Here is a 23,506-nt window from a genome sequence, read left to right as displayed (position 1 = left end):
ACGCTCGCGACATGCCGGCACCTCAGACTCCGTACGAAGCGGTCCTGCACGCGGCCCGCGACGTGGCGAAGCTCGACTGCGCGCTGGACGCCGAGATGCTGGGCACCGCCCTGCTCGGCAGTGTCTACTCCGTCGCGGCCGACGACCGGGCCGAGGCCGTGCGCGCCTTCGTCACCGACTTCCTGTCCGCGACCGCCCGCCGGCGTTCCGCCTCGGCCACCACGATCCGCGAGGTCTTCGCGGCCCTGGTGCCCGACGCGGAGGGCGCCGACCAGGTGCGGCGGGGCACGCAGGCGCCGTCGTGGGTGGCGCAGCTGGGGCGCGTGCGGCCCACCGGGTGCTACGCCTACGGCGACGTGTACGGCGATCAGACGTCCTATCTGGTGACGTACGCCTATGAGGACACCGAGGACGGCGGACCGGAGCACGCGGTGGTGGCGCTGGTCGACCACAACATCGGCATCACCAAGGACGTCTTCGTCGGCACGTCGGCCGAGCGGATCCTCGCCCAGGTGCGCCAGATGTGCGCCGAGGACGAGCTGACCTGGTTTCGCGAGGAAGACCCGGGCCGGCTGCGCGGCGAGGTCAGCCGCCACCTCGAGATCACCGACGGCCTCGAGAACCTGCCCGCCGAGGGCTCCCTCGCCACCGACCGGGCGCTGGCCGCGGCCCGGCTGGCCCTGCTGCCGCCGGCCACCACGCCGCCGCTGGCCGAGCTTCCGCCGTCGAGCGGTCACGACCTGGTGCGCGACTTCCTGGCCTCGCCCGAGGCGGCCCGCTTCGGGCTCGACCGTGTCACGGCCGACGACGAGCTGGCCTCGCTGCACTTCTGCATCAGCCTGATCCTCGACCACGCGGCGAGCCTGCCCGAGCCCGACCCGCTGCGCTGGAGCCCGGCCGTGGCCGGCCTGTTCCTGCTCGACTGGGTGCACCGGCGCGCGGTCCTCGACATGGACGACGCGGCGATGCTGCCGAGGGTGGCCCGGGCCTGGTCGGCGTACGCGACCCGGCGCCGCGACCTGCCCGGCTCGGCGGCCACACAGACCGACGAGGTGGTCGAGGAGATGATCCCCGAGTTCGCCCGGCTCTACGCGACGGGCGAGCGGCGCAGCCCAGCCACGGCGGCGGTGGCCCAGCTGATCTCCGAGGGTGTCGACCCGAACGACACCGACGCCATCGACGCCTGGATCGAGGACAACCGCCACCGCCTGGACGGCAACTGACTACCAGTTGCTGGTGTGCTCCTCGGCGTGGTGCCGCCCGACACGGGAGCTGCGCCGCTGCTCGGGCGTCTGGTCGTCGGCGTGGTGCAGGCTGCCGGCGCGGTGGGCGCCCCGATAGGAGCGGTTCGCGATCTGGTTCTCCTCGGTGCGGGCCTCGGGGATCCGGCCGTGATAGCCGCCAGTGTTGGCGTAGCTGCGCTCGAGGATGCGGGTCGCGCGGATGTTGTGCGGACGTTCGGTCACTGCTGACCTCCGGTGACGGTTGACCTTCTTCTCGGGTGTCTTCTCGCCGCGCTCACAGCGGCGGTCGGGCCGCCGGTGGTGAGAGGGTGCGTCCCCGCAGCGCCCGCGCTCATGACAGGCGGGCCGCTCAGCGGGCACCTCGGGCAGCCCCGGCACATGCGGCTTCTCGGAATCGCCGGAATCATCCGACCGCCCACCCCCATCGGAGCCGCCGGAAGGCTCGCCCCGATCGCGATCCGACGGCTCATCCCAGTCGCGGCCGGAGGGCTCGTCGCTGTCGTCGCCGGAGGGCTCGTCTCCGTCGTGGTCTGACGGCTCGTCCCAGTCTCGGCCGGAGGGCTTGTCGTTTCCGGGTGGGTTGTGCGGCGCCGGCGGGTCTTCCAGTTCGGGCTCTTCCGGGTCGTCGGGCACGGACGGCAAGTTGGGCACGGCCGGAACGCCCAGCCGGACCGGCGTCTCAGGCCTGCTTCCTCCGGGTCCGTCCTCGCCGTCCGGGCCCTGCTGGCCGCCCGAGGGCCGACCGGTCTGCGCGCCTCCCGCCGACGGGCGACCGGCCGACGAGCCGCCGGCCCGTGAACGGCCGGCTGTGTCGTCGGGCGACTCCACCGCGGGAAGGCCCGGCACGCGGGGCATCCCAGGCAGGGCGGCGAACGGCTCCCGGCCCGATGACTGCCCCTGGCCGGCCTGCCCCAACGATTGCCTCTGGCCGGCCTGGCCCAGCAGCAGGCCCAGCCTCTTCGCGGCGTCGGCGGCCTGTTCGGCGCCTTTCGAGGCCGGGGACTGGCCCGCCGGCGACTGGCCCGCCGGGGCCGGGCCGGCCGAAGCCGAAGCGGACGGTGACACCGCGACGGGGCCGGGCAGGGTCGGCGGGAGCACCGGGACGTCCATGGTGTCGGTCCGGTCGCCGTTGATCTCGTTGGTGCCGGCGGTGATCGCGGCCAGTGTCGGTATCGACGCGAGCCCCACCAGAAGCGCCACGATCAGCACATAACGGCGAGTGGGACCGGAGAAGCCGGTGTCGGCCCGGTAGACGCCGTTGAGGCGCTTCCGCATCACCTTCATCGGCGGCACGAGGTCGTCGTCGCGCTGATCCGGCACGTCCGGTGTCCTCCTTACGGCGAACTGCGATGAAACGTCGGCTGGGAACGGGGTCTCGAACTGGTCACGGGCGTGTCACGAGCTGGTCAGCGGCCGGGAAGCTGAAATGATCAACATTGATTCGTCCCGGTTATCGGAGTGAACGACGCATGGGCATATCGGCAGCGGCGGGAACGGCCCGTTCGTACGGTAGTGACCGTACGAAAACCACTTAATAGGACAAATATGGGCACCGATGTGACGGCTGAATTTCCCAGTTGTGATCGACCTGACCTGTAACGGGGCTCACGTTCTCTGTCAGGATGGTGGCGACGGCACCGCCGCCGTCGCTTCGCCGACTCAGCGGGGCGGAGGTGGGGGCCGTCACTCCCCGGCGGGGTCTCGGCCCGCGCCGAAACGCTGCGCGGCAACCTCACCCGGGCCAGGCGCGGCGACCGAGGCGGTTCGCCGCGTGGACGGGCAACACCCGCCGCGGCGCTGACACGAAACAGGGAGACACGATGGCGAACGGCGACAGCGAAGTCGGTGCTGACGCACCGGCAGGCGGCTTCGTCCAACTGCTCACCCCACAGGGGGAGCGCGTCGACAGCGTCACGACCGCGGACGGCACGACGTACTCCGTCGACTTCACCGACGAGGAATACCGCGGGCTCTACCGCGACCTGGTGACGGTCCGGCGGCTCGACAGCGAGGCGCTCGCGCTCCAGCGGCAGGGCGAGCTCGGCCTCTGGGCCAGCCTGCTCGGCCAGGAAGCGGCCCAGGTCGGTTCCGGACGGGCCCTGCGCCCGCAGGACATGGCCTTTCCGACGTACCGCGAGCACGGCGTGCTCTACACCCGCGGCATCGACCCGATCATGCCATTCGGCTTGTTCCGCGGTGTCGACCAGGGTGGCTGGGACGCCAACGAGCACAAGTTCAACGGCTACACGATCGTCATCGGGGCGCAGACCCTCCACGCCACCGGTTACGCGATGGGCGTGACGATGGACGGCAAGACCGGCACGCCGGACGGCGAGGCCGTGATCGCGTACTTCGGCGACGGCGCCACCAGCCAGGGCGAGGTCAACGAGGCGTTCGTCTGGTCGGGCGTCTTCAACGCCCCCATCGTGTTCTTCTGCCAGAACAACCAGTACGCGATCTCCGAGCCGCTCGAGCGCCAGACCCGCATCCCGCTCTACCGCCGGGCCACCGGCTTCGGCTTCCCGGGCGTACGCATCGACGGCAACGACGTCCTGGCCAGCTACGCGGTCACCCGCGCGGCGCTCGACCGGGCGCGCCAGGGCGAGGGCCCGACGTTGATCGAGGCGTACACGTACCGGATGGGTGCGCACACCAGCTCGGACGACCCGACGCGCTACCGGATCGCCAGCGAGGTCGAGTCGTGGAAGGCCAAGGACCCGATCTCCCGGCTCAAGGCCTTCCTGGCCAAGCAGAAGATCGGGGACGACGACTTCTTCGAAGGCGTCGACGAGGCGGCCAAGCAGCTCGCCCTCGACCTGCGCGAGCGGGTGCTGGCGATGCCCGATCCACAACCGGTCACCATGTTCGACCACGTCTATCCGAACGGCTCGCCCCTTCTCGACGAGCAGCGCCGGCAGTTCACCGACTACCAGGCTTCGTTCGAGGGGAGCGGGCACTGATGAGCGACAACATCACCCTCGGCAAGGCGCTCAACCACGGCCTGCGGCGCTCGCTGGAGAGCAACGCCAAGGTCGTCGTCATGGGCGAGGACGTCGGCAAGCTCGGCGGCGTCTTCCGGATCACCGACGGCCTGCAGAAGGACTTCGGCGAGGACCGGGTCATCGACACGCCGCTGGCCGAGGCCGGCATCGTGGGCACGGCCGTCGGCCTCGCGATCCGGGGATACCGGCCGGTCTGTGAGATCCAGTTCGACGGGTTCGTCTTCCCGGCGTACAACCAGATCGTCACCCAGGTGGCGAAGATGTCGTACCGCTCGCGGGGCAAGGTCAAGCTGCCCATCGTCATCCGCATTCCGTTCGCGGGCGGCATCGGCGCGGTCGAGCACCACTCCGAGTCCCCCGAGGCGTACTTCGCGCACACTCCCGGCCTCAAGGTCGTGACCTGCTCGAACCCCGCCGACGCGTACACGATGATCCAGCAGGCGATCGCCTCCGACGACCCGGTGGTCTTCTTCGAGCCGAAGCGCCGCTACTGGGAGAAGGGCGACGTCGACCTCGGCGCCGACCTGGCCGGGGCCTACCCGCTGCACAAGTCCCGGGTGGTCCGCCCGGGCACGGACGCCACCGTCGTGGCGTACGGCCCAATGGTCCGCACCGCGCTCGACGCGGCCGCCGCCGCGGCCGAGGACGGCCGCAACCTCGAGGTCATCGACCTGCGGTCGCTCTCCCCGATCGACTACGAGCCGGTCTACGAGTCGGTCAAGCGCACCGGCCGCGCGGTCGTCGTGCACGAGGCGCCGGGCAACATCGGCCTGGGCGCCGAGATCGCCGCCCGCGTCACCGAGCACTGCTTCTACTCGCTGGAGGCTCCGGTGCTGCGGGTGACCGGCTACGACATCCCCTATCCGGCGGCCCGGGTCGAAGAGGAATACCTCCCCGATCTCGACCGGGTGCTGGACGCCGTCGACCGTTCGTTCGGCTGGTGACGCCGATGTCCCGGATCAAGGAGTTCCCCCTGCCCGACCTGGGCGAGGGCCTCACCGAGGGTGAGATCCTGTCCTGGCTGGTCAAGGTCGGCGACACGATCGAGCTCAACCAGCCGATCGTCGAGGTCGAGACGGCCAAGGCGGCCGTGGAGATCCCGGCCAAGTGGGGTGGCGTGGTCGCCCGCATCTTCGTCGAGGCCGGCACGACGGTCGAGGTGGGCGCGCCGATCATCGCGATCGACACCGACCCGTCGGCCGGTCCGCTGCCCGACTTCGACGGTCCGGTGCCGTCGGCCGAGTCCCTCGCGGCCGTGCAGATCGCGCCGGCCGAGGGCGCCGTCGAGCCGGGTATGGCCGGCAGCCCCGCGCCCAACGCGGGACGCACCCCGGTCCTCGTCGGTTACGGACCACGGACAACTGCGGCAAAACGACGACCCCGCTTGGGTACGCCGGTAGCGGCGCCGTCAGAAGCAGTCACGCCGCCTCCGCCGCCCGCGCCGAAGCCCGCTCCCGTGCCGGCGCCGGCCCCGAGCGCGCGGACGGCCGGTCCGGTGCTCGCCAAGCCGCCGGTCCGCAAGCTCGCCCGCGATCTCGGCGTCGACCTCACCACGATCACCGGGACCGGGCCGATGGGCTCGGTCAGCCGTGACGACGTACACCAGGCCGCGTCAGCGCGACAGCAAGCAGCGACCGCGGCACCCACGGTGACCAGCGCCCCGGCCGCGGCGGTCTTCGACGCGTCCCGCGAGCAGCGCGTCCCGATCAAGGGCGTGCGGAAGCTCACCGCGGAGAACATGGTGGCGTCGGCCTTCACGGCGCCGCACGTCACCGAGTTCCTCACGATCGATGTGACACGGTCGATGAAGGCGCTCGAGAAGATCAAGGCCCGTCGGGAGTTCCGCGACGTCCGGATCTCGCCGTTGCTGCTGGTGGCCAAGGCGGTGCTGCTCGCGGTCAAGCGTCACCCGATGGTCAACTCGACCTGGTCGGGCGCGACGAACGAGATCGTCGTCAAGGAGTACGTGAACCTCGGCATCGCGTCGGCCACCGAGCGTGGCCTGATCGTTCCCAACATCAAGGACGCCGGGCGTCTCACGTTGCGGGAGCTGGCCGAGGCGTTGAACACGTTGGTCCAGGTCGCAAGATCCGGCAAGACGCCCCCTTCCGACATGTCGGGCGGAACGCTCTCGATCACCAATGTCGGGGTGTTCGGCGTCGACACCGGCACGCCGATCCTGCCGCCGGGCGAGTCGGCGATCCTGGCCTTCGGCGCGATCAAGCCGATGCCGTGGGTGCACAAGGGGAAGGTCAAGCCGCGTCAGGTCACCACCCTGTCGCTCTCCTTCGACCACCGGATCATCGACGGCGAGCTGGGCTCGAAGTTCCTCCGCGACATCGGCGACTTCCTCGGCGACCCCGAGGGAGCACTGCTGTCCTGGAGCTAGGCACACCGAAGATGCGTAGGCAACCAGTTTTCTTGACCTACGATCGTTAGGCACGTGCTCGACGTCACCCCCTAAATCGATGGCGACTCGTCTCGGTGAGTAGCACAATGGACTTACCGAGACGAGCACCACGATGTGGCCGGATGATCCCGGCACAAAAGGGAAGTGACTTAGCAATGAGCATCGCCGACCGCCTCCGCCGGCGCCGGATGATCAACCGCGAGAACCGTGCCATCGACCGGGCGTGGATGAGCGCGCCCACCCAGTCGATGCGCGATGAGATCGCTCTCATGGCCCAGCGCCGCAACTTCTGACCCCACGGCGCCACGGCCCGCCCGGATTCACTCCGGACGGGCCGTTTGCATTTTCACGTCACGCTTAAAGATCTCCGATCGGTCCCCTTCCGGACGTACACCGGGATTCCTCCTGCCGCCCTCGCCCGGTACGGTTGGGCACGGCCAACGAGCCGGCTCGGCCGGTCGGCACGGGGGCCGGGGTTCACGGCCTTGTTTCCGGCCCGCGAATCCCGCACGGCCTGGCCTCAGAGCTGGGCACGGTCTCCGGCGCCCGCCGGCAGGCCGCGTCCGTGCAAAGCCCGGCACGGCCGAAATGTATGAGGAGGCGCTCATGACGTCCGAGGGGCATTACGCCGGTTCGCGACCGGCCGAGGCCACGTCGGGCGGACCCACGTCGGACGGTTTCCCGCCGGACACCGACGGTCAGCGGGCTGCGGGCCGAGCGTCCGCCCAGCCGCCCGCCGATGGTTTCCCCAGCTCGTACGGCCCGCCTCCGCAGGCCACGCCGAACGGCGGCTCGCCGTTCGTGGTGCCCGCGGTCTCCTCCTTCGGTCCTTCGTCCGGCTCTGACGGCCGCGGCGGGACCCCGTACGGCTCGGCCCGCGTGCCGCAGCCCGAGGAGGGTGGCGCGCTGCCGCAGCGCGGAGGCGCCTCGCCTTACGGTTCGGTCACACCCGCCGACTCGGCGTGGGCGCCGCAGGTGCGCTCCACCCCCGACTCGGAAAACCAGTTCGTCCAGCGCCAGGGCGCCCCGCTCCCACAGCGGAACGCGAACCCGGGCGGCACCGTGGACAACTTCGAGGGCTTCAACGGCTTCGCGGCCGGCCAGCCCGGTCGTGAGCAGTCCGGTCGTGAGCAGTCCGGGCCCAGCGGCGACCCGGTCGATCCCTCCACCGGGCGGCCTCCGGGCGTCTCGGCCTTCGACAACCAGCGCGTGCGCGTGCCCGGCGCGACCCTGACCGATCTGCCCGACGCGCCGCCGTCGGTGCGCCCGACGGGAGCGCCCGAGGCCCCGCCCCAGACCCAGGCCCAGCCCGCGGCCGCGGCCGACCCGGCCGGCGGCTTCCCGCTGCGCGGCGCCGGTGGTGGCGGCTCGGCCTTCCCGACCCGGGGCGGCGGCAGCGGCGGCTTCCCGCTGCGCGGCAGCCAGGAGCCCGAGGGTCAGCCGGCCGTGCCCCAGCAGGGCGGCGACCTGCCCATCCGCACCCAGTCGGCGTCCTCCACCCCCGACGGCCCCCCGTCCGGTGGCTTCAGCGCGTTCGGCGGCGGCGCCCCGTCCGCGCAGGAGGAGATTCCGCCCCACCCGTACCGGTCCGAGCCGTTCGCCGACCCGTTCGGCCGCTCCGGCGCCGCCGGCTCCGACCTGCCCAGTCGCGCTGCCGCCGGCTCCGACCTGCCCAGCCGCGCCTCCGGGGGCGCCGGCCCGGCCCTGCCCGACCCGTTCGGCCGCAGCGGCCAGGCCGACCAGCCGCCGGCCGCCGCCGCTCCGTACGGATCGGCTCAGCCGTCGTCGGGTGCTTACGGTTCCGCTCGCCCGGCTCCCTTCGGTGAGAGCGCGGCGGACGAGAGTTCCGGCGCCCAGCCGGCCACCGGCACATACGGTTCGGCCCGCCCGTTCGACCAGGCCCCGGCCGAGTCGCCGTACGGCGCGCCCGCGCGCCCGGAGGCCCCGGCCTACGGCTCCGGTTTCGGTGACGGCCCGTCCGAGACGCCCGACGACCACGCGCCGTACCGGCGCCCCGAGCCGGCCGGCGACAGCCCGAGCGGATATCCGCAGCGGGTTCCCGGCGCGGCGCTCGGCGCCCTGACCGGCTCCGACTCCCGCAACGGATCGGTGCCGCAGCCGCGCGACCCGGCCGAGCTCCAGCCCGGTTCCGCCTCGGTCGACCCCGCTTCCGGCTCGCCTTCGACCGGCTCGGGCGCGTTCGGTTCCGCCGGCTCGGGCACATTCGGCTCAGGCACGTTCGGCTCCAACGGCTCGGGCGCATACGGGTCGACCGGCTCACCCGCTGTCGGCTCCGCTGGCTCGCGCGAATTCGGGTCGTCCGGCTCACCCGCTGTCGGTTCCGCCGGCTCGGGCGAATTCGGATCGGCTCGCTCGGACGCGTTCGGATCGACCGACTCGCCTGCCGTCGGTTCGACCGGATCGGCCTCTGCCGGATCAGCCTCTGCCGGATCGGCAGCAGCCGGATCGGCATCCGTGGGCTCGGCTTCGGCCGGATCGGCATCCGTGGGTTCGGCCTCCGCCGGATCGGCCTCGGCCGGATCCGCCGCGGTCGGTTCGGCACGGCCGGTCACGGCCAGCGCTTCGGTGCCGACGACGAACCGGGTCGCCCCGGTCGAGGCCACCGAGCTGCCGCCGCAGACGTCCAGCCCGCAGGCACGGGTGTACGGTCGGCCGGCACCCGCCGAGTCCGACCAGGAGGACGCCTCTTCGGCCCTGGCCCAGCAGTTCCAGCCGGCCGCCGACTTCAGCGAGCCGACGGGCATGTTCACCGCACGCCCCGAGGAGGGCTTCGGCCAGCAGCAGGACGAGCACGGCACACCCGGCGTAGCCCCGCAGTCCCCGGCCCGTGCCAGCGCCCGCGTCTCACCCACCGGCGCCGCCGCGGCGTCGTTCCCGGCCGGCGCTCCGGCCGAGACCGGCTCCCCCCACGGCACGCCGCCCGGATCCGAAGGTTCGCCTTACGGCACGCCGCCCAGCTCCGAGGGCACGCCTTACGGCACGCCGTCCAGCTCTGAGGGCACTCCTTATGGCACGCCGCCCAGCTCTGAGGGCACGCCGTACGGAACGCCGCCCGGCTCCGAGGGCACGCCGTACGGAACGCCCGTCGGCGGCGGCTCGGAGGGCTCGCCCTACGGCGCCCCCGCCGGCCCCGGCTCGGAAGGCTCGCCCTACGGCGGCGGCACCTACGGCGCCCCGGCCAGCGGTTCCCCGTTCGGCGCGGCGCAGGAGCAGCCGTCCAGCGGCTCTCCCTATGGCACCCCTCCGGGCTCGCCCGCGGGCACTTCGCCCTACGGCCAGCCCAGCGACTCGCCCTACGGCCAGCCCAGCGACTCGCCGTTCGGCCAGAAGAGCGACTCCCCCTACGGCCAGCAGGGCGACTCGCCGTTCGGCCCTCAGGGTGACTCTGCGTTCGGGCAGCAGGGCGACTCCCCGTACGGCAAGCAGAGTGACTCTCCCTTCGGCGCCCAGAATGACTCTCCCTTCGGGCAGCAGGGCGACTCTCCCTACGGCAAGCAGGGCGACTCGCCGTTCGGCGCTCAGGGTGACTCTGCGTTTGGCCAGCAGGGTGACTCCCCGTACGGCAAGCAAGGTGATTCGCCGTTCGGTGCTCCCGCTGGATCGCCCTTCGGGCCGCGGCCGGGTGACTCGCCGAACGGGAACTCGCCGTTCGGGGCCCGTCCCGACTCGGCCAACGGCGCCTCGCCCTTCGGTGAGCGCCCGGGTGCCCGGCCCGATCAGTTCAACGAGCTGACCACCGACGTTGCCGGGCGCGATCAGCAGCCGTACGTGCCGGCTCCCGCTCTGCCTCCGATGCCCCCGGGCATCAACGGTTTCGGCGGGCCGAACGGTGGCCAGCCGGGCGGCTTCGTGCCGGGCAGCGGGCCCGACACGAGCGGTGGCTTCGGGCCCGAGACCAGCGGCGGCTTCGGCAGTGCGGCCAGCCGGGCCACGGTGACCCCGCCCAGCCCGAACGACACCACCAGCTGGCCCGGACCCGACTCCGACCAGGGCAAGTTCGACAGCTTCAAGCCGGACGCCCCGGCCGCGAAGCCGGAGACGCCGCACGTGCGGGTCTTCCCGATCCTGCTCGCCGTCGTGCTCGGCGCGATCGTGCTGCTCGGTGTCGTCTTCGGCCTGGTGTTCCTGGTCGCCGGCGGCAAGGACGAGGCTGCCATGAAGACCGGCGACTGCGTCAAGCAGGACGGCACGGCCGCGGTCAAGGTCGACTGCGGTGGCAGCGGCACCTTCCAGGTCGTCTCCATCGTGGACGACAAGACCCAGTGCGCCGACCCGGCCAACCCGTCGGTGCTCACCACCACGGGCGACGGCAAGTCGCAGGTGCTCTGCCTCAAGCCCAACAAGTGACCGCCTTGTCATCCTGACCACCTTCGTGCCGTGCCGGCGATGCCGGTGCGGCACGATGGTCGGATGACTGGACGTGTGCGGGCGCCGGAGCTCCGGGGCCGAGGCTGGCTGAACACCGGCGGCCGGGATGTGACCCTCGCCGATCTGCGCGGCAAGATCGTCATCCTGGACTTCTGGACCTTCTGCTGCATCAACTGCCTGCACGTGCTCGACGAGCTGCGGCCGCTCGAGCAGAAGTACGGCGACGCCCTGGTCGTGATCGGTGTCCACTCGCCGAAATTCGAGCATGAGCGCGACCCGAAGGCGCTGGCCGCCGCCGTGGAGCGCTACGGCGTGCACCACCCGGTCGTCGACGACGGCGACATGCACCTCTGGCAGCAGTACGCGGCGAAGGCCTGGCCCACGATCGCCGTGGTCGATCCGACCGGATATCTGGTCGCCTCGATGGCCGGCGAGGGCCACGCCGAGGGTCTGTCCCGCCTGATCGACGAGCTGATCGCCAAGCACACCGCGGACGGCACTCTGCACCGCGGCGACGGTCCCTATGTGCCCCCGCCCGCGCCCGACACGCTGCTGCGCTTCCCCGGCAAGGCGATCGAGCTGGCCACCGGAAACCTGCTGGTCAGCGACTCCACCGGCCATTCGGTGGCCGAGGTCGAGGCGGACGGCGAGACGCTCGTACGCCGGTTCGGCCCGTTCAACGAGCCGCAGGGCCTCCTTCTTCTCCCGTCGGACGTCGCCGCCACCGCCGGCTACGACGTGGTCATCGCCGACACCGTGAACCACCAACTGCGCGGCCTGCGCCTGTCCGACGGTGAGATCAGCCTGGTCGCCGGTTCGGGCCGCCCGTGGCGTTCCGCCGTCGACGAGCACCCGCACGACGCGCTCGCCGCCGACCTGTCCTCGCCGTGGGACCTGGCCTGGTTCGACGACAAGGTCATCATCGCGATGGCCGGCATCCACCAGCTGTGGTGGTTCGACCCGATCAAGCGGACGGTCGGTGTCTACGCCGGCACGACTGTCGAGTCGCTGCGCGACGGCCCGATCCCCGACGTCTGGATGGCTCAGCCGTCCGGCCTCTCGGTCGGCGGCGACCGCCTGTGGATCGCCGACAGCGAGACCTCGGCCCTGCGCTACATCGAGGCCGGCGTCATGCACACCGCGGTGGGCCAGGGGCTGTTCGACTTCGGCCACGTGGACGGCCCGGCCAAGGAGGCCCTTCTCCAGCACCCGCTGGGTGTGGCCGCCCTCGCCGACGGCTCGGTCCTGATCGCCGACACCTACAACGGCGCGGTCCGCCGCTACGACCCCGTCACGGAGACGGTCTCGACCGTCGACTCCGGCCTGGCCGAGCCGAGCGACGTGCTGGTCACCTCGACCGGCGACGTGATCGTGGTCGAGTCGGCCGCCCACCGCCTGACCCACCTGGCCCCCGGCGCCGTGCAGAGCGTGGCCGGGGAACGTCACCGCACCGAGCGCCCGCCGTCCCCGGTGGCCCCCGGCGAGCTGACCCTGGACGTGATCTTCACTCCGGCCCCCGGCCAGAAGCTGGACACCCAGTTCGGCCCGTCGACCCGCCTGGAGGTCTCCGCCTCCCCGCCCGAGCTGTTGCTCTCGGGCGCCGGCGTCACGACGGACCTGTCCCGCCCGCTGGTGATCAACCCGGACGTCCCCCAAGGCATCCTCCAGGTGGTGGCTCAGGCCGCCACCTGCGACGTCGATGTCGAGTTCGCCGCCTGCCACTTGACCCGCCAGGACTGGGGCGTCCCGGTCGTCGTCACCACCGACGGCCCCGACCGCCTTCCCCTGATCCTTCGAGGCTTGGACGAGTCCTAGGCGAACGGCGTGACGGTCAGCCCGGCTTCGTGCAGCCCCGCACGGACCCGGGCGGCCAGGTCGACCGCGCCCGGTGTGTCACCGTGAACGCAGATCGAGGCGACCGGCGCCGGCACCACCTGGCCGTCAGCGGTCGCAACCACGCCAGAAACCGCCATGCGCACGGCCTGACCGACCACCGCCTCGGCCTCGTGCAAAACGGCACCCGGCTGGGAGCGCGGCATGAGCGTCCCGTCCGCCCGGTACCCCCGATCGGCGAAACCCTCTGCCACGACCGTCAGCCCTTCCGCCGCCGCCAACCGTGCCAGCGTCGATCCCGGCTGGCACAACACCGGAAGCGCGTACTCCCGAACCGCCGCGACCACCGCCCCGGCCTGCACTTCATCGACGGCCGCGACGTTGTACAGCGCCCCGTGCGGCTTCACATAGGCGACCCGCCCGAAGGCGCTCAACGCCCCGATCTGATACATGATGTCGTCGCGGAGCTCGTCGGGCTCGTACTCGATCCGCCTTCGCCCGAAGCCCGCGAGATCGCGATATCCGACCTGGGCGCCGATCGCCACGCCTTTGGCGGTCGCCGCCTCGCAGACGCGGCGCATGGTCGACGGGTCGCCCGCGTGGAAGCCGCAGGCCACGTTGGCCGAGGTCACGATGTCGAGCAGCGCCTCGTCGTCGCCGAGGCGCCACCGGCCGAATCCTTCGCCGAGGTCGGCGTTGAGGTCAATGGAGGGCACGGAACCGTACGGTAGTCCCCGGCCTCGCCTGCGCGAGCGGTGTCACGTCGTCGACCACGCCGATCACCGGGTAGCCGCCGGTCGTCGGATGATCGGCCAGGAAGATCAACGGCTGCCCGTCGGCCGGCACCTGCACCGCGCCCAGCACCACGCCTTCGGAGGGCAGTTCGCCGGCCTGGGCGCGGGTCAGGGCGCTGCCGGCCAGCCGGCAGCCGATGCGGTTGCTCATCGGGCTGACCTTGTACGGGTTCTCGAACAGCTCCCGGCTCTCGAACCAGTCGTCGCGCGGCCCGAGCCACACGTCCAACTCCAGCTCAGCCGGGTAGTTAGCCGGCGAACCACCTTCCACCACCATCCCGGTGGCCGTCCCGATCGGCAGCACGGCCCCATCCGTGAGCTTGGCCGGCCCCAAGCCGGACAGTGTGTCGGTCGAGCGGCTGCCCAGCACCGGCTCGACGTCGATTCCCCCGGCCACCGCGACATAGGACCGCACGCCCGCAGTGGCCCGGCCGATGTCGAGCACCGAGCCGGCCGGCACCTCGATCACACCGTCGACCGGCTCCCTGTTCAGCTTCACCGCGGCGGAAGCGCCAGTGACCGTCACCCGGGCCGCCTGCTCGAATCGCAGCGCGCACCCCATCAACGTGGTCTCCAGCCCGGCCGCGCCGGCCGGGTTGCCGACCAGCGCGTTCGCCCGCCGCAAGGCCGGGGCGTCCAGAGCCCCGGATCGGGGAACGCCGAGATGGGCGTACCCGGGCCGGCCGAGATCCTGCACGGTCGTCAGCGGACCGGCCCGCATCACCGTGATCACGAGCTCGGCACGAGTTTCACGCGGGCTCCCGGCCGCAGAGTGGCCGGCTCGTCTCGGCGTACATCAAAAAGGTCCAGAGCCGTACGGCCGACCAGCCGCCACCCACCCGGCGAGGCCGACGGATAAATCCCGCAATAGGCGTCGGCGAGGGCGACCGAGCCGGCCGGAACGCGAGGCCGCGGAGCGGCGAGCCGGGGAACCGCCCACTCTTTCGGAAGCCCGCGCAGATAGCCGAAACCGGGAGCAAAGCCGCTGAACGCCACCGTGAAATTGGTCTCGACGAGTCGCCCGATCGCGTCGTCCACCGGCACCCGCCACAGTTCGGCCACGTCGGCGAGATCCTCGCCGTCGAAAACCGTCGGCACCTCGACCAGCGGACCGTCGGCCGTCGATGCCGCCTCCGGCTCGGCCCAGCCCCGCAGAAGCGAAGCCGTGCCCGGCGCCACGCCGTCGAGCAGCACGGTCGCGGCGCCCGGAACGATGTCGATCACCGTCAGGTCGCCCGAGTCGCGCCGGCGCCAGAGCTCGCGGCGCCAGGCCTCGACCTGGTCGGCGTCGCGGCACTCGATCAGCAGCGCGGTGGCGCCGACCTGTCGTAGCCTCATCACGACATCCTAGTTCTACTTGCCAGTAACTTACGATACCGTAACCTGGAGTCGTGACGACCTCCGCACCCTTCCGGATGAAGCCGGCCGACCTCGGCAAGCCGCGTCTGCGCGGCCGGTTGCATCAGTATGCGTTCTTCGTCGCCGTCGTCGGCGGCATCGTGCTGTGCTCGATCGCGCTCAGCCGACCGGGCTTCTCGCCGTTCTTCAGTGTCCTGATCTACAGCGCGACCGTCTGCGGCCTGTTCGGCATCAGCGCGCTCTATCACCGGCGGGTCTGGAGCGAACGCGGCTACCAGATCATGCGGCGGGCCGATCACTCGATGATCTTCATCTTCATCGCGGGCACGTACACGCCGTTCTGCGTCCTGTTGCTGCACCCCGGCAAGGCGACGCTGATGCTCTCGCTGATCTGGGGCGGAGCGCTCGGCGGCGTCGCCCTCAAGACCATCTGGCCCCACCTTCCCCGATGGGCCGGGGCGCCGCTCTATCTCGCGCTGGGCTGGGGTGCGGTGGCGATCCTGCCCGACGTTCTGCACACCGGTGGGGTCACCTGCCTCGTGCTGCTCGCGGTGGGCGGCGTGATCTACAGCGTCGGCGCCGTCTTCTACGCGCTGCGCCGGCCGAACCCGTGGCCCACGGTCTTCGGTCACCACGAGTTCTTCCACGCCTGCACGCTGGTGGCCGCCCTGTGTCACCACATCGCGATCTACTTCGCGCTGTACGCGTGAACTCCCGGGTTGTCATAGCGGAAACGAGCGTTCTGGACGTCTTCGATGTGGGTCTCGGCCCATAGCTCCAGCCCGCGCACCAGGCCCAGCAGGCTCTGACCGAGCTCGGTGAGCCGATAGTCGACGCGCGGCGGCACCTCGGCGTGCACCGTACGGATGATCAGGCCGTCGCGCTCCAGCCCGCGCAGCGTCTGGGTGAGCATTTTCGGGCTCACGCCCTGGATCTTCTTCGACAGCGCCGTGTAACGCTGCGGCCCGTCGGCCAGCATCACCACGATCAGGACGCTCCACGTGTCGCCGATCCGGTCGAGGATCTGCCGGCTCGGGCAGTCCTTCGCGTACGCAGTCACTTCCATGCGAGTAAGTATTGCACTTCAAGGTGCCTACTATCGAATGGGAAGTGATCGCTGACCAGGCATGTTGGCTCCTACTGGCAGATCACCACGTCAGAGGAGCTCCCCATGACCATCGTTGTTACCGGCGCCACCGGACACCTCGGCCGCCTCGCCATCGAGTCCCTGCTGGCCAAGGGCGTACCGGCGGCCGACATCGTCGGCATCGGGCGCCAGGTCGAGAAGATCGCCGACCTGGGCATCACGGTCAAGAAGGTGTCGTACGACGACCCGGAGGCGTTGCGGTCCGCGTTCGAGGGCGCGGACAAGCTCCTGTTCATCTCGGCCAGCGAGCCCGGCAAGCGGGTTCCTCAGCACACCAACGTCATCGAGGCCGCCAAGGCCGCCGGCGTCGGCCTGGTCGTCTACACCAGCGCGCCCAAGGCCGACACCACCGACATGAAGCTCGCCGGCGAGCACGCGGTCACCGAGAAACTGATCAAGGACTCCGGGCTTTCGTACGTCATCTTGCGCAACGGCTGGTACATCGAGAACTACCCGGTCGACCAGGCGGTCGCGCAGGGCCTCGTCGGCGCCTCCGGTGACGGCAAGATCAGTCTGGCCACCCGGGCCGACTTCGCCGAGGCCGCCGCGGCCGTCCTCGTCGCCGAGGAGAGCGACGGGCACGAGGGCAAGACGTACGAGCTGGGCGGCGAGGCCCTCACCAAGGCCGAGCTGGCCGCCGAGATCTCCCGGCAGACCGGCAAGCCGGTGACCTACACCGACCTCGACGTCGACAAGTACACCGAGCTGCTGGTCGGCGTGGGCCTGCCGCGCGAGGCGGCCGAGGTCTTCGCCGATGTGGACCGGGCCACCGCCTCGGGCGCGCTCTTCGTGCCCCGCGACGACCTCGAGAAGCTGCTCGGCCGTCCGGCGACCCCGGTGGCGACGGCCCTCAAGGCCGCCCTCTGATCGGTCGGCACACGCGCGCGACGCCGGCACGGCCGCTAGGGGGGAAGCGGCCGGCCGGCGTCGCGAGTCTTCTACTCAGTAACCCGGGGGCGGGGGCGGCGGGGCGTCCTCGCGACGGGTCTCGCGGTACTCGCTGCGCACCTGCTGGTTGGGGGCAACCACGGGAGCGGCAGTCTGCCGGGTCACCACAGTGCGGCGACGGCTGTTCCAGTACCAGAGCGTGATGATGAGCCCGACCAGCCCGGCCGCCATCAGGATCCAGCCGATGATGTTGATGTCGAGCCCGCTGATGTCCGCGTTGACGGCGAACGCGAGGATCGCGCCAACCGCCAGCAGGAAGATGCTGCCGCCGATGCCCATCACGGGCCTCCTTGATCATCACCGGGGTCAATGCGTTGATGATGGGTTACCCACCCGCCCCTTTCCTCAATCAGGCAAGCTGTCCCCATGACCGCACGGACGCTCGTTCTGCTCCGCCACGCCAAGGCCGAGATCATCGGCGACGATCAACGGGACTTCGACCGCAAGCTGACCGAGCGTGGCGAGACCGACGCCGACGCCGCCGGCGCCTGGCTGGCCGACGAGCGCCTCCACCCCGACCTGGTCTTCTGCTCCCCCGCCGCCCGCACCCGCCAGACCTGGCAGGGCGTCTCGATCGCCTTGGCCCAGGCCAAGCCGGGCGGCGGCGCCCCCGAGGTGCGCTACGAGGAGTCCCTCTACTTCGGAGGCCGCACCGAGGTCTTCGACCTGCTGCGCACGGTCCCCGACACCGTCCGCACGGTCCTGGTGGTGGGCCACAACCCCACCGTCTCCGAGGTCTCCCTGCTCCTGATCCCCGACGCCCAGTACGACGGCATCGACGTCGCCCTCAAGACAGCGGGCCTGGCCGTCCACCGCGAGGACGGCCCCTGGTCCACGACCGAGCCCAAGTCGATGCACCTGATCGAGCGACACACCGCCCGCGGCTAGCCTCGCGACCGGCCGTTGGGCCGCTCGATCTGATCGAGGTAGTGCTCGTGATAGCGGTCCAGCATCGCGGCGAGATCGGCGGTGGCCCGCTCGGCGAACGCCTCGAACACCTCGCGATATTCGATGACGTCGGTGCGGCCGCGCGTGGTCAGGCCGGTGTTGAACAGGTCGATGACGACAACGTCGTCGTCGTACACGACGAAGCCGTGCAGCGCGGGAATCTTGACATCGGCACCGTCCGGGACGATGCCGATGTGGATGTTCGCCTGCTCGCTGATCACGCCCAGGTGGCGCACCTGACCCAGCATGTCCACCGGTGAACAGATGCGGTTCCGCAGCACCGCCTCGGTGAAGACGAAGCGGAAGGTCTTGTTCTCGTCGGCCAGCGCCCGCTGCCGGAGCAGGCGCGCCGCGACCGCCGACGTGAGCGCCGCCTCCTGGCTCGGCGACGGCTCGGCCCGCCGAAGGGCCTGAAACCCCGACATGGCCGCGCGGGCGTAGCCGCTGATCTGCAGAAGTCCAGGAATCAGTGCGGGCTGGAAGTCGAGGATCTCGGTGGCTTCGAGTTCCCACCCAGCGATGGTGTCCTGCCGGCTGGCGAGATTGGTGGCCGTCGGCCGCCAGTCGGTGATCCGGTCGTGGGCCCGCTCGGCCCGCTCCTTCAGGGCCTGGGCCTCGATCTCGGTCGCGCCGAGGGCGCGCGCGATGAGAACGATGTCTTCCGGATCGGGGGTGCCATGACCGCGTTCGATGCGAGAAATCTTCGGCTGGCTCATGCCGACCTTGGCGGCCAGCATGGCGCCGGTCAGCCGGCGCGTCCGCCGCATGCGCGCCAGCACTGTCCCCACCGGCTCGTTCGCGCCGGTGGGGGCGCCAGAATCAGATGACATCGGCACCCCCGGAGACGGTCAGGACAGGTTACGCATCGCTTCCGCGAGAAGCTCGACCGGAATCTCGACGAGCGCCTCGCCGTCCGGAAGATCGATGCCGGCATCCTGAGCTTTCACAATGAAGCCCTGAACCACAACCGAGCCGCTCGTGGCGGAGCCGCCCGGGGTGTAGATCGTCGGACATGAGCCCGCCGTGCAACGGTTGGCGATGGGCTGTAGGGCTGCTGCCTGCCGCTCACCGGCACCGAAGTCAGCTCCCCCGAATGATTTGATCATGAGAATACCTTCGCACGAGAAGTAGGCCAGAAACGCGCAAATCTCCCCATTCAGGGGTGGCAAAAGGGAGTTTTTCGGACACAGCTACGTGGCCGTCTGCGCGGCAGAAGTGTGCACTGTATCACAGTGCTACATAGCAGATTATTCGCGATCCACTTAGCACGAACTGAATTTGCTGGATTTTCCAGGCTGGATGAATAGACACTCAGCGTAGGCACAGAGCTACGGATCCTGGGTGGCACTCATGATCGATACGCAGCCGCAAGAAATTCTCAGCCTCGTGGATCGCCCCGGAATTCTCCTCCTCATGGCCGGCGCCTTGCTGCTCGTGGCACTTCGCTACGCCAAGCGGGCTTTGAGACCGGTCGGCGCGATCATCCAGTCGGCCGCCGCGGCGGCCGTCGTCGTCTTCGCCGTGGGCATCGCCCTGGCACTCGTCGTCACAGTCGCCCTGACCCGCTGATCGGAGGAACAGTGTCCACTTACGCAGTCGTCGGCGTTGTCGCTCTACTGATCGTGTTGATCGCCGCTACCGAGGTGCTGGCCGCGTCGCTGCCCCTACTCCTCGTGATCGCGCTGGTGCCGCCTCACGAGCGGGCTCAACTGGCCGAGCTCATCGCCGCCGCCGATCGTGGTAGACGACTGAGACTCTGGCCGGCTTTACGCGCCGCGGTGGCGGCGCGTCGTTGCCGGAAGCAACGATCGACCGCCTGACAGGAAACGGCGAGGGCCGCGGACAACGTTGTCCGCGGCCCTCGCCGTTCTGTCCGACGATCAGAAGACGTCCTCGGAGAGGTCCATCAGGTCGAGGTTCGTGTTCTCGATGATGCGGCGGTCGGAGCCGACGCGGGGAAGGATCTCGCGGACGAAGAAGCGAGCCGCGGCGATCTTGCCCTCGTAGAAGTTCTTGTCGGCCGCCGACACCTCGCGGCCCAGGGCCTTGAGGGCCACGTCGGCCTGGCGGAGCAGCAGCCAGGCGAGCACGACGTCGCCCAGGGCGAGCAGGACGCGGCGGGAGGTCAGGCCCACCTTGTACAGCTCGCGGGTGTCGCCGCCCTGCACCGCGGCCAGCCAGCCCATGGTCACGCCGAGGATCTGCTGGAGCTCGCCCAGCGCCTTGCCGAGAGCGAGGCGCTCCTCCTTGAGCTGGCCGTTGCCGGCCTCGCTCTCGATGAACGACTGGATCTCGGTGGCCAGGGTGGCCAGCGCGCGGCCCTGGTCCTTCACGATCTTGCGGAAGATCAGGTCGAGGCTCTGGATCGCCGTGGTGCCCTCGTAGAGGGTGTCGATCTTCGCGTCGCGGACGTACTGCTCGAGCGGGTAGTCCTGCAGGAAGCCGGAACCGCCGAAGGTCTGCAGCGACTCGTGGCCCAGCAGTTCGTACGCCCGCTCGGAGCCCACGCCCTTGACCAGCGGGAGCAGCAGGTCGTTGACCTTGCTGGCGGCCTTGGCGGCGGCGGTGTCACCCGCGGCCTCGGCGATGGCGACCTTGTCCTGCCAGGTGGCGGTGTAGATGACCAGGGCACGCAGGGCCTCGGTGTACGACTTCTGGAGCATCAGCGAGCGCCGCACGTCGGGGTGGTGGGTGATCGTGACGCGCGGGGCGGCCTTGTTGTCGTTCTGCACCAGGTCGGCACCCTGCACCCGGTTCTTCGCGTACTCGAGCGCGTTCAGGTAACCCGTCGACAGGGTCGCGATCGCCTTCGTGCCGACCATCATCCGGGCGTACTCAATGATCATGAACATCTGGCGGATGCCCTCGTGCTTCTCGCCCAGCAGCCAGCCCTTGGCCGGTGTGCCGTGCTCGCCGAAGGTCATCTCGCACGTGTTGGAGGCCTTGAGGCCCATCTTGTGCTCGACGTTCGTGGCGTAGACGCCGTTGCGCTCGCCCAGCTCGCCGGTCTCGGCGTCGAAGTGGTATTTCGGCACGATGAACAGCGACAGGCCCTTGGTGCCGGGGCCGCCCACACCCTCCACGCCGACCGGCCGGGCCAGCACGTAGTGGACGATGTTGTCGCTCAGGTCGTGCTCGCCCGAGGTGATGAAGCGCTTGACGCCCTCGATGTGCCACGAGCCGTCGGGCTGCGGGATGGCCCGGGTGCGGCCGGCGCCCACGTCCGAGCCGGCGTCGGGCTCGGTGAGCACCATCGTGGAGCCCCACTGCTTCTCGACGAACAGCTTCGCCCACTGCTTCTGCTCCTCGGTGCCCTCCTCGTGCACGACGTGCGCGAAGGACGGGCCGGAGGAGTACATCCAGACCGGGGCGTTGGCGCCGAGGATGTTCTCGGCCAGCGCCCACCACAGGGCGCGCGGGGCGAGGGTGCCGCCGAGGGCGCCCGGCAGGTCGAGGCGCCAGAACTCGGAGGCCATCCACTGCTCGAACGACTTCTTGAACGACTCCGAGAGCGGCGCGGTGTGCGTGGCGGGGTCGAAGACCGGCGGGTTGCGGTCGGCCTCGGTGTAGCTGGCCGCGAGGTCTTCGGTGGCGAGGCGGTTCACCTCGGAAAGAACGTCCTTGGCGGTCTCCGCGTCGATGTCCTCGTACGGCGCCTGGCCGAACGCACGATCAGCCTCGAAGACCTCGAACAGGTTGAACTGGAGGTCCCGAAGGTTGCCCTTGTAGTGAGTCATGCTGCTGGCCCCGCTCTCCGAACGCCGCGAGTCTTGGAGTTACCCGTCAGTAACTCCCACTGTATTACTGATCGGTAGAGGCGGACAACCCGCAAGCCGTTTCGTGACCGACCACCCGCGTGTGGGGGTCTGTCCGCCGGTTCGCACATCAAACGCCTCCGATCGGGTGGCCAGCAGGACAGCCGTTCGGCTATTTGCGTGCTCCCATGCGCCCCGCACGTATCGGAGGGTTCCTCGGCTCGTTGCTGTGGATAGACGTTCATTCAAGCCGCCAAGGGGGCGCGCATGTTCGCCACGATCAAGAGCCTGATCCCGGAGCCTCGCCAGGCGGACCAGCCACGTCACTACGTCGGGCGCCATCGCAAGCCGGAACCGGTGCCCGTACCGGTCTCCCCCGCGCCCGCTCCGCCCACCGGAGAGTCGGTCCCCGAGGAGTCGGTTCTCGAAGGCAAGACCGAAGAGATCGCCGCCGCCTAACTGCCCGCGGCGCCGACCTCCCAGCTCGGCATCGGCATCGTCGCGCCGTCGTCCGGGCCCGCGTATTCCAGCAGGACCAGCGCGATGTCGTCCTCGAGACGGCCGTGCACCCAGTCGACCAGGGCGGTCTCGAGCGAGGCGAGCCCGTCACCGACCGTGCCGTGGCCCAGCAGCCGCCAGGCCCGGTCGGCGGTCGGGAAGAACTCGCCCTCACGGCGGGCCTCGCCGAGCCCGTCGGTGAACAGCAGCAGCCGGTCGCCCGGCTCGAGCCGCTCGACCCGCGCCTTCACCTCGGGCATGAAGCCCAGCGGGGGCGCCGGCGCCGGCGGTTCCAGGGGGATGACCTGGCCACGCCGCAGCAGCAGCGGGGCCGGGTGTCCACAGTTGACGATCGTGAGCGTGCCGCCACGCTCCTCGACCAGCGCCGCGGTCACGAAATCCTCGTCACCGACGCTGCGCGCGACGGCCCGGTCGAGGTCGGTCACCATGGCTTTCAGATCATTGCGCTCGTACGCCACGTGACGGTACGAGCCGAGGACGATGCTGGCCAGACGGACGGCGTCCAGGCCCTTCCCGCGCACGTCGCCGATGATGATGCGCACCCCGTACGGCGTGTCGAGAGCCTCGTAGAGATCCCCGCCGATGTCGGCCGCGGCCGTCGCCGAGATGTAGCGCCCGGCCACCGCGAGCGACCCGACCTGCGGTCCGAGCGGCCGCAGCACCGCCTGCTGGGCGACGGCGGCCAGCCGCTGCAACTCGGCGATCTTGGCGTCCTGCCGCTGCCGGATGGTCGCCACGGCGGCCGCGATGCCGGTGGCGAGCAGGATGCCGAGCAGGTTGACCATGCCGGCCACGCTGATCGGCCCGGCCGAGCCGACGAAGGCCATGCCGGCGATGGTCGCGATGATGCCGACGACGAGAACCGTCTGCCAGAAGGCGAAGACCGCGGCGAGAAAGGGTACGGCCGCGAACAGCCCCACGAAGTCGGCCGTCTCGGGGTCGGCCAGCTCCACCGCGGACACGACGGCGAGCAGCACGACGGCCGCGCCGAGGCCGGCGCGGGATCCAGGGCTCAGCGGGCGGCGACGGCCCGGCGGCATACTAGGCATGGCTACGCGACACAGCATGCCCGATCAGAGCGACGGACTGCACTAACTTGACCCGTAGTCTGAGCGGGTTCTGACCGCGCGGCGGAAGGGATCAGCCGCACGATGACAG

General features: G+C 70.5%; 22 protein-coding genes. 12 read left to right on the top strand and 10 right to left on the bottom strand.

Annotated features, from left to right (window positions below; translation table 11 throughout):
• The first annotated feature begins 11 nt into the window (after positions 1 to 11).
• Positions 12 to 1,223, top strand: coding sequence for a hypothetical protein (locus ACQP2X_RS00490; protein WP_498693602.1), 1,212 nt, complete (start codon positions 12 to 14; stop codon positions 1,221 to 1,223).
• On the opposite strand, the gene ACQP2X_RS00485 is transcribed toward ACQP2X_RS00490, so the two are convergent.
• Positions 1,224 to 2,564 carry a hypothetical protein gene (locus ACQP2X_RS00485; protein ID WP_498693601.1) on the bottom strand — a complete coding sequence of 447 codons (1,341 nt, stop codon included), beginning with the start codon at positions 2,562 to 2,564 and terminating at the stop codon, positions 1,224 to 1,226.
• Between the two features lie 500 nt (positions 2,565 to 3,064).
• Here ACQP2X_RS00485 and pdhA point away from each other — a divergent pair, with 500 nt between their 5' ends.
• The 6 genes from pdhA to ACQP2X_RS00455 all read left to right on the top strand — a co-directional run bounded on the left by pdhA (position 3,065) and on the right by ACQP2X_RS00455 (position 12,860).
• Positions 3,065 to 4,204, top strand: coding sequence for a pyruvate dehydrogenase (acetyl-transferring) E1 component subunit alpha (pdhA, locus tag ACQP2X_RS00480; protein ID WP_498693599.1), 1,140 nt, complete (start codon positions 3,065 to 3,067; stop codon positions 4,202 to 4,204).
• Complete coding sequence (locus ACQP2X_RS00475) at positions 4,204 to 5,190, top strand: alpha-ketoacid dehydrogenase subunit beta (protein ID WP_498693597.1); 987 nt, start codon at positions 4,204 to 4,206, stop codon at positions 5,188 to 5,190. Before pdhA ends, ACQP2X_RS00475 begins: the two co-directional genes overlap by 1 nt.
• 5 nt (positions 5,191 to 5,195) lie before the next feature.
• Positions 5,196 to 6,635, top strand: a complete 1,440-nt coding sequence (locus ACQP2X_RS00470) for a dihydrolipoamide acetyltransferase family protein (protein ID WP_498693596.1) — start codon at positions 5,196 to 5,198, stop codon at positions 6,633 to 6,635.
• A 176-nt stretch (positions 6,636 to 6,811) separates the two neighbouring features.
• Positions 6,812 to 6,949 (top strand): hypothetical protein, encoded by a 138-nt coding sequence (locus ACQP2X_RS00465; protein WP_179855508.1) that lies wholly within the window; start codon positions 6,812 to 6,814, stop codon positions 6,947 to 6,949.
• Positions 6,950 to 7,262: 313 nt separating this feature from the next.
• Entirely contained in the window at positions 7,263 to 11,024 is a 3,762-nt protein-coding gene (locus ACQP2X_RS00460; RefSeq protein WP_498693594.1) for an LppU/SCO3897 family protein, read from the top strand.
• A gap of 63 nt (positions 11,025 to 11,087) precedes the next feature.
• A complete protein-coding gene (locus ACQP2X_RS00455; RefSeq protein ID WP_498693593.1) occupies positions 11,088 to 12,860 on the top strand; it encodes an NHL domain-containing thioredoxin family protein in 1,773 nt (590 codons plus the stop codon).
• Here ACQP2X_RS00455 and ACQP2X_RS00450 read toward each other — a convergent pair.
• The 3 genes from ACQP2X_RS00450 to ACQP2X_RS00440 are packed head-to-tail and all read right to left on the bottom strand — an operon-like array spanning position 12,857 to position 15,010.
• Entirely contained in the window at positions 12,857 to 13,585 is a 729-nt protein-coding gene (locus ACQP2X_RS00450) for a LamB/YcsF family protein (protein ID WP_498701346.1), read from the bottom strand. The genes ACQP2X_RS00455 and ACQP2X_RS00450 overlap by 4 nt on opposite strands.
• Complete coding sequence (locus ACQP2X_RS00445) at positions 13,581 to 14,405, bottom strand: 5-oxoprolinase subunit C family protein (RefSeq protein WP_498693591.1); 825 nt, start codon at positions 14,403 to 14,405, stop codon at positions 13,581 to 13,583. Before ACQP2X_RS00445 ends, ACQP2X_RS00450 begins: the two co-directional genes overlap by 5 nt.
• Positions 14,402 to 15,010, bottom strand: coding sequence for a 5-oxoprolinase subunit B family protein (locus ACQP2X_RS00440; protein ID WP_498693590.1), 609 nt, complete (start codon positions 15,008 to 15,010; stop codon positions 14,402 to 14,404). The genes ACQP2X_RS00445 and ACQP2X_RS00440 overlap by 4 nt, the downstream gene beginning before the upstream one ends.
• A gap of 53 nt (positions 15,011 to 15,063) precedes the next feature.
• Between ACQP2X_RS00440 and trhA the strand changes: the two genes are divergently transcribed.
• A complete protein-coding gene (gene trhA, locus ACQP2X_RS00435) occupies positions 15,064 to 15,741 on the top strand; it encodes a PAQR family membrane homeostasis protein TrhA (RefSeq protein ID WP_097326918.1) in 678 nt (225 codons plus the stop codon).
• On the opposite strand, the gene ACQP2X_RS00430 is transcribed toward trhA, so the two are convergent.
• Positions 15,720 to 16,097: a winged helix-turn-helix transcriptional regulator gene (locus tag ACQP2X_RS00430; RefSeq protein WP_498693589.1), complete on the bottom strand. Its 378-nt coding sequence runs from the start codon at positions 16,095 to 16,097 to the stop codon at positions 15,720 to 15,722. The genes trhA and ACQP2X_RS00430 overlap by 22 nt on opposite strands.
• Before the next feature lie 105 nt (positions 16,098 to 16,202).
• Between ACQP2X_RS00430 and ACQP2X_RS00425 the strand changes: the two genes are divergently transcribed.
• Positions 16,203 to 17,045, top strand: coding sequence for an SDR family oxidoreductase (locus ACQP2X_RS00425; RefSeq protein WP_498693588.1), 843 nt, complete (start codon positions 16,203 to 16,205; stop codon positions 17,043 to 17,045).
• A 75-nt stretch (positions 17,046 to 17,120) separates the two neighbouring features.
• On the opposite strand, the gene ACQP2X_RS00420 is transcribed toward ACQP2X_RS00425, so the two are convergent.
• The gene (locus ACQP2X_RS00420) at positions 17,121 to 17,405 is read right to left on the bottom strand and encodes a DUF6458 family protein (protein ID WP_097326915.1); all 285 of its coding nucleotides are present in this window, start codon (positions 17,403 to 17,405) and stop codon (positions 17,121 to 17,123) included.
• Between the two features lie 87 nt (positions 17,406 to 17,492).
• On the opposite strand from ACQP2X_RS00420, the gene ACQP2X_RS00415 reads away from it, so the two are divergent.
• The gene (locus ACQP2X_RS00415) at positions 17,493 to 18,014 is read left to right on the top strand and encodes a SixA phosphatase family protein (protein ID WP_498693587.1); all 522 of its coding nucleotides are present in this window, start codon (positions 17,493 to 17,495) and stop codon (positions 18,012 to 18,014) included.
• On the opposite strand, the gene ACQP2X_RS00410 is transcribed toward ACQP2X_RS00415, so the two are convergent.
• Together ACQP2X_RS00410 and ACQP2X_RS00405 are read right to left on the bottom strand one after the other, a co-directional pair.
• Positions 18,011 to 18,904, bottom strand: coding sequence for a Scr1 family TA system antitoxin-like transcriptional regulator (locus tag ACQP2X_RS00410; RefSeq protein ID WP_498693585.1), 894 nt, complete (start codon positions 18,902 to 18,904; stop codon positions 18,011 to 18,013). The genes ACQP2X_RS00415 and ACQP2X_RS00410 overlap by 4 nt on opposite strands.
• An 18-nt stretch (positions 18,905 to 18,922) precedes the next feature.
• Positions 18,923 to 19,180 carry a hypothetical protein gene (locus ACQP2X_RS00405; protein WP_498693584.1) on the bottom strand — a complete coding sequence of 86 codons (258 nt, stop codon included), beginning with the start codon at positions 19,178 to 19,180 and terminating at the stop codon, positions 18,923 to 18,925.
• 235 nt (positions 19,181 to 19,415) lie between these two features.
• Between ACQP2X_RS00405 and ACQP2X_RS00400 the strand changes: the two genes are divergently transcribed.
• Positions 19,416 to 19,643 carry a hypothetical protein gene (locus tag ACQP2X_RS00400; protein ID WP_498693583.1) on the top strand — a complete coding sequence of 76 codons (228 nt, stop codon included), beginning with the start codon at positions 19,416 to 19,418 and terminating at the stop codon, positions 19,641 to 19,643.
• Positions 19,644 to 19,954: 311 nt separating this feature from the next.
• On the opposite strand, the gene ACQP2X_RS00395 is transcribed toward ACQP2X_RS00400, so the two are convergent.
• Complete coding sequence (locus ACQP2X_RS00395; RefSeq protein WP_498693582.1) at positions 19,955 to 21,811, bottom strand: acyl-CoA dehydrogenase; 1,857 nt, start codon at positions 21,809 to 21,811, stop codon at positions 19,955 to 19,957.
• A gap of 285 nt (positions 21,812 to 22,096) precedes the next feature.
• Between ACQP2X_RS00395 and ACQP2X_RS00390 the strand changes: the two genes are divergently transcribed.
• The gene (locus ACQP2X_RS00390; RefSeq protein WP_498693580.1) at positions 22,097 to 22,288 is read left to right on the top strand and encodes a hypothetical protein; all 192 of its coding nucleotides are present in this window, start codon (positions 22,097 to 22,099) and stop codon (positions 22,286 to 22,288) included.
• Here the strand turns inward: ACQP2X_RS00390 and ACQP2X_RS00385 are convergent.
• On the bottom strand, positions 22,285 to 23,397 hold the full coding sequence (locus tag ACQP2X_RS00385) for a PP2C family protein-serine/threonine phosphatase (RefSeq protein WP_498693579.1): 1,113 nt from the start codon (positions 23,395 to 23,397) through the stop codon (positions 22,285 to 22,287). The two genes, ACQP2X_RS00390 and ACQP2X_RS00385, sit on opposite strands and share 4 nt — an antisense overlap.
• Positions 23,398 to 23,506 lie beyond the last annotated feature (109 nt).

This window comes from Actinoplanes sp. CA-131856, assembly GCF_050956135.1.
Classification (GTDB): domain Bacteria; phylum Actinomycetota; class Actinomycetes; order Mycobacteriales; family Micromonosporaceae; genus Actinoplanes.
This window is presented reverse-complemented; position numbering and strand designations above follow the sequence as displayed.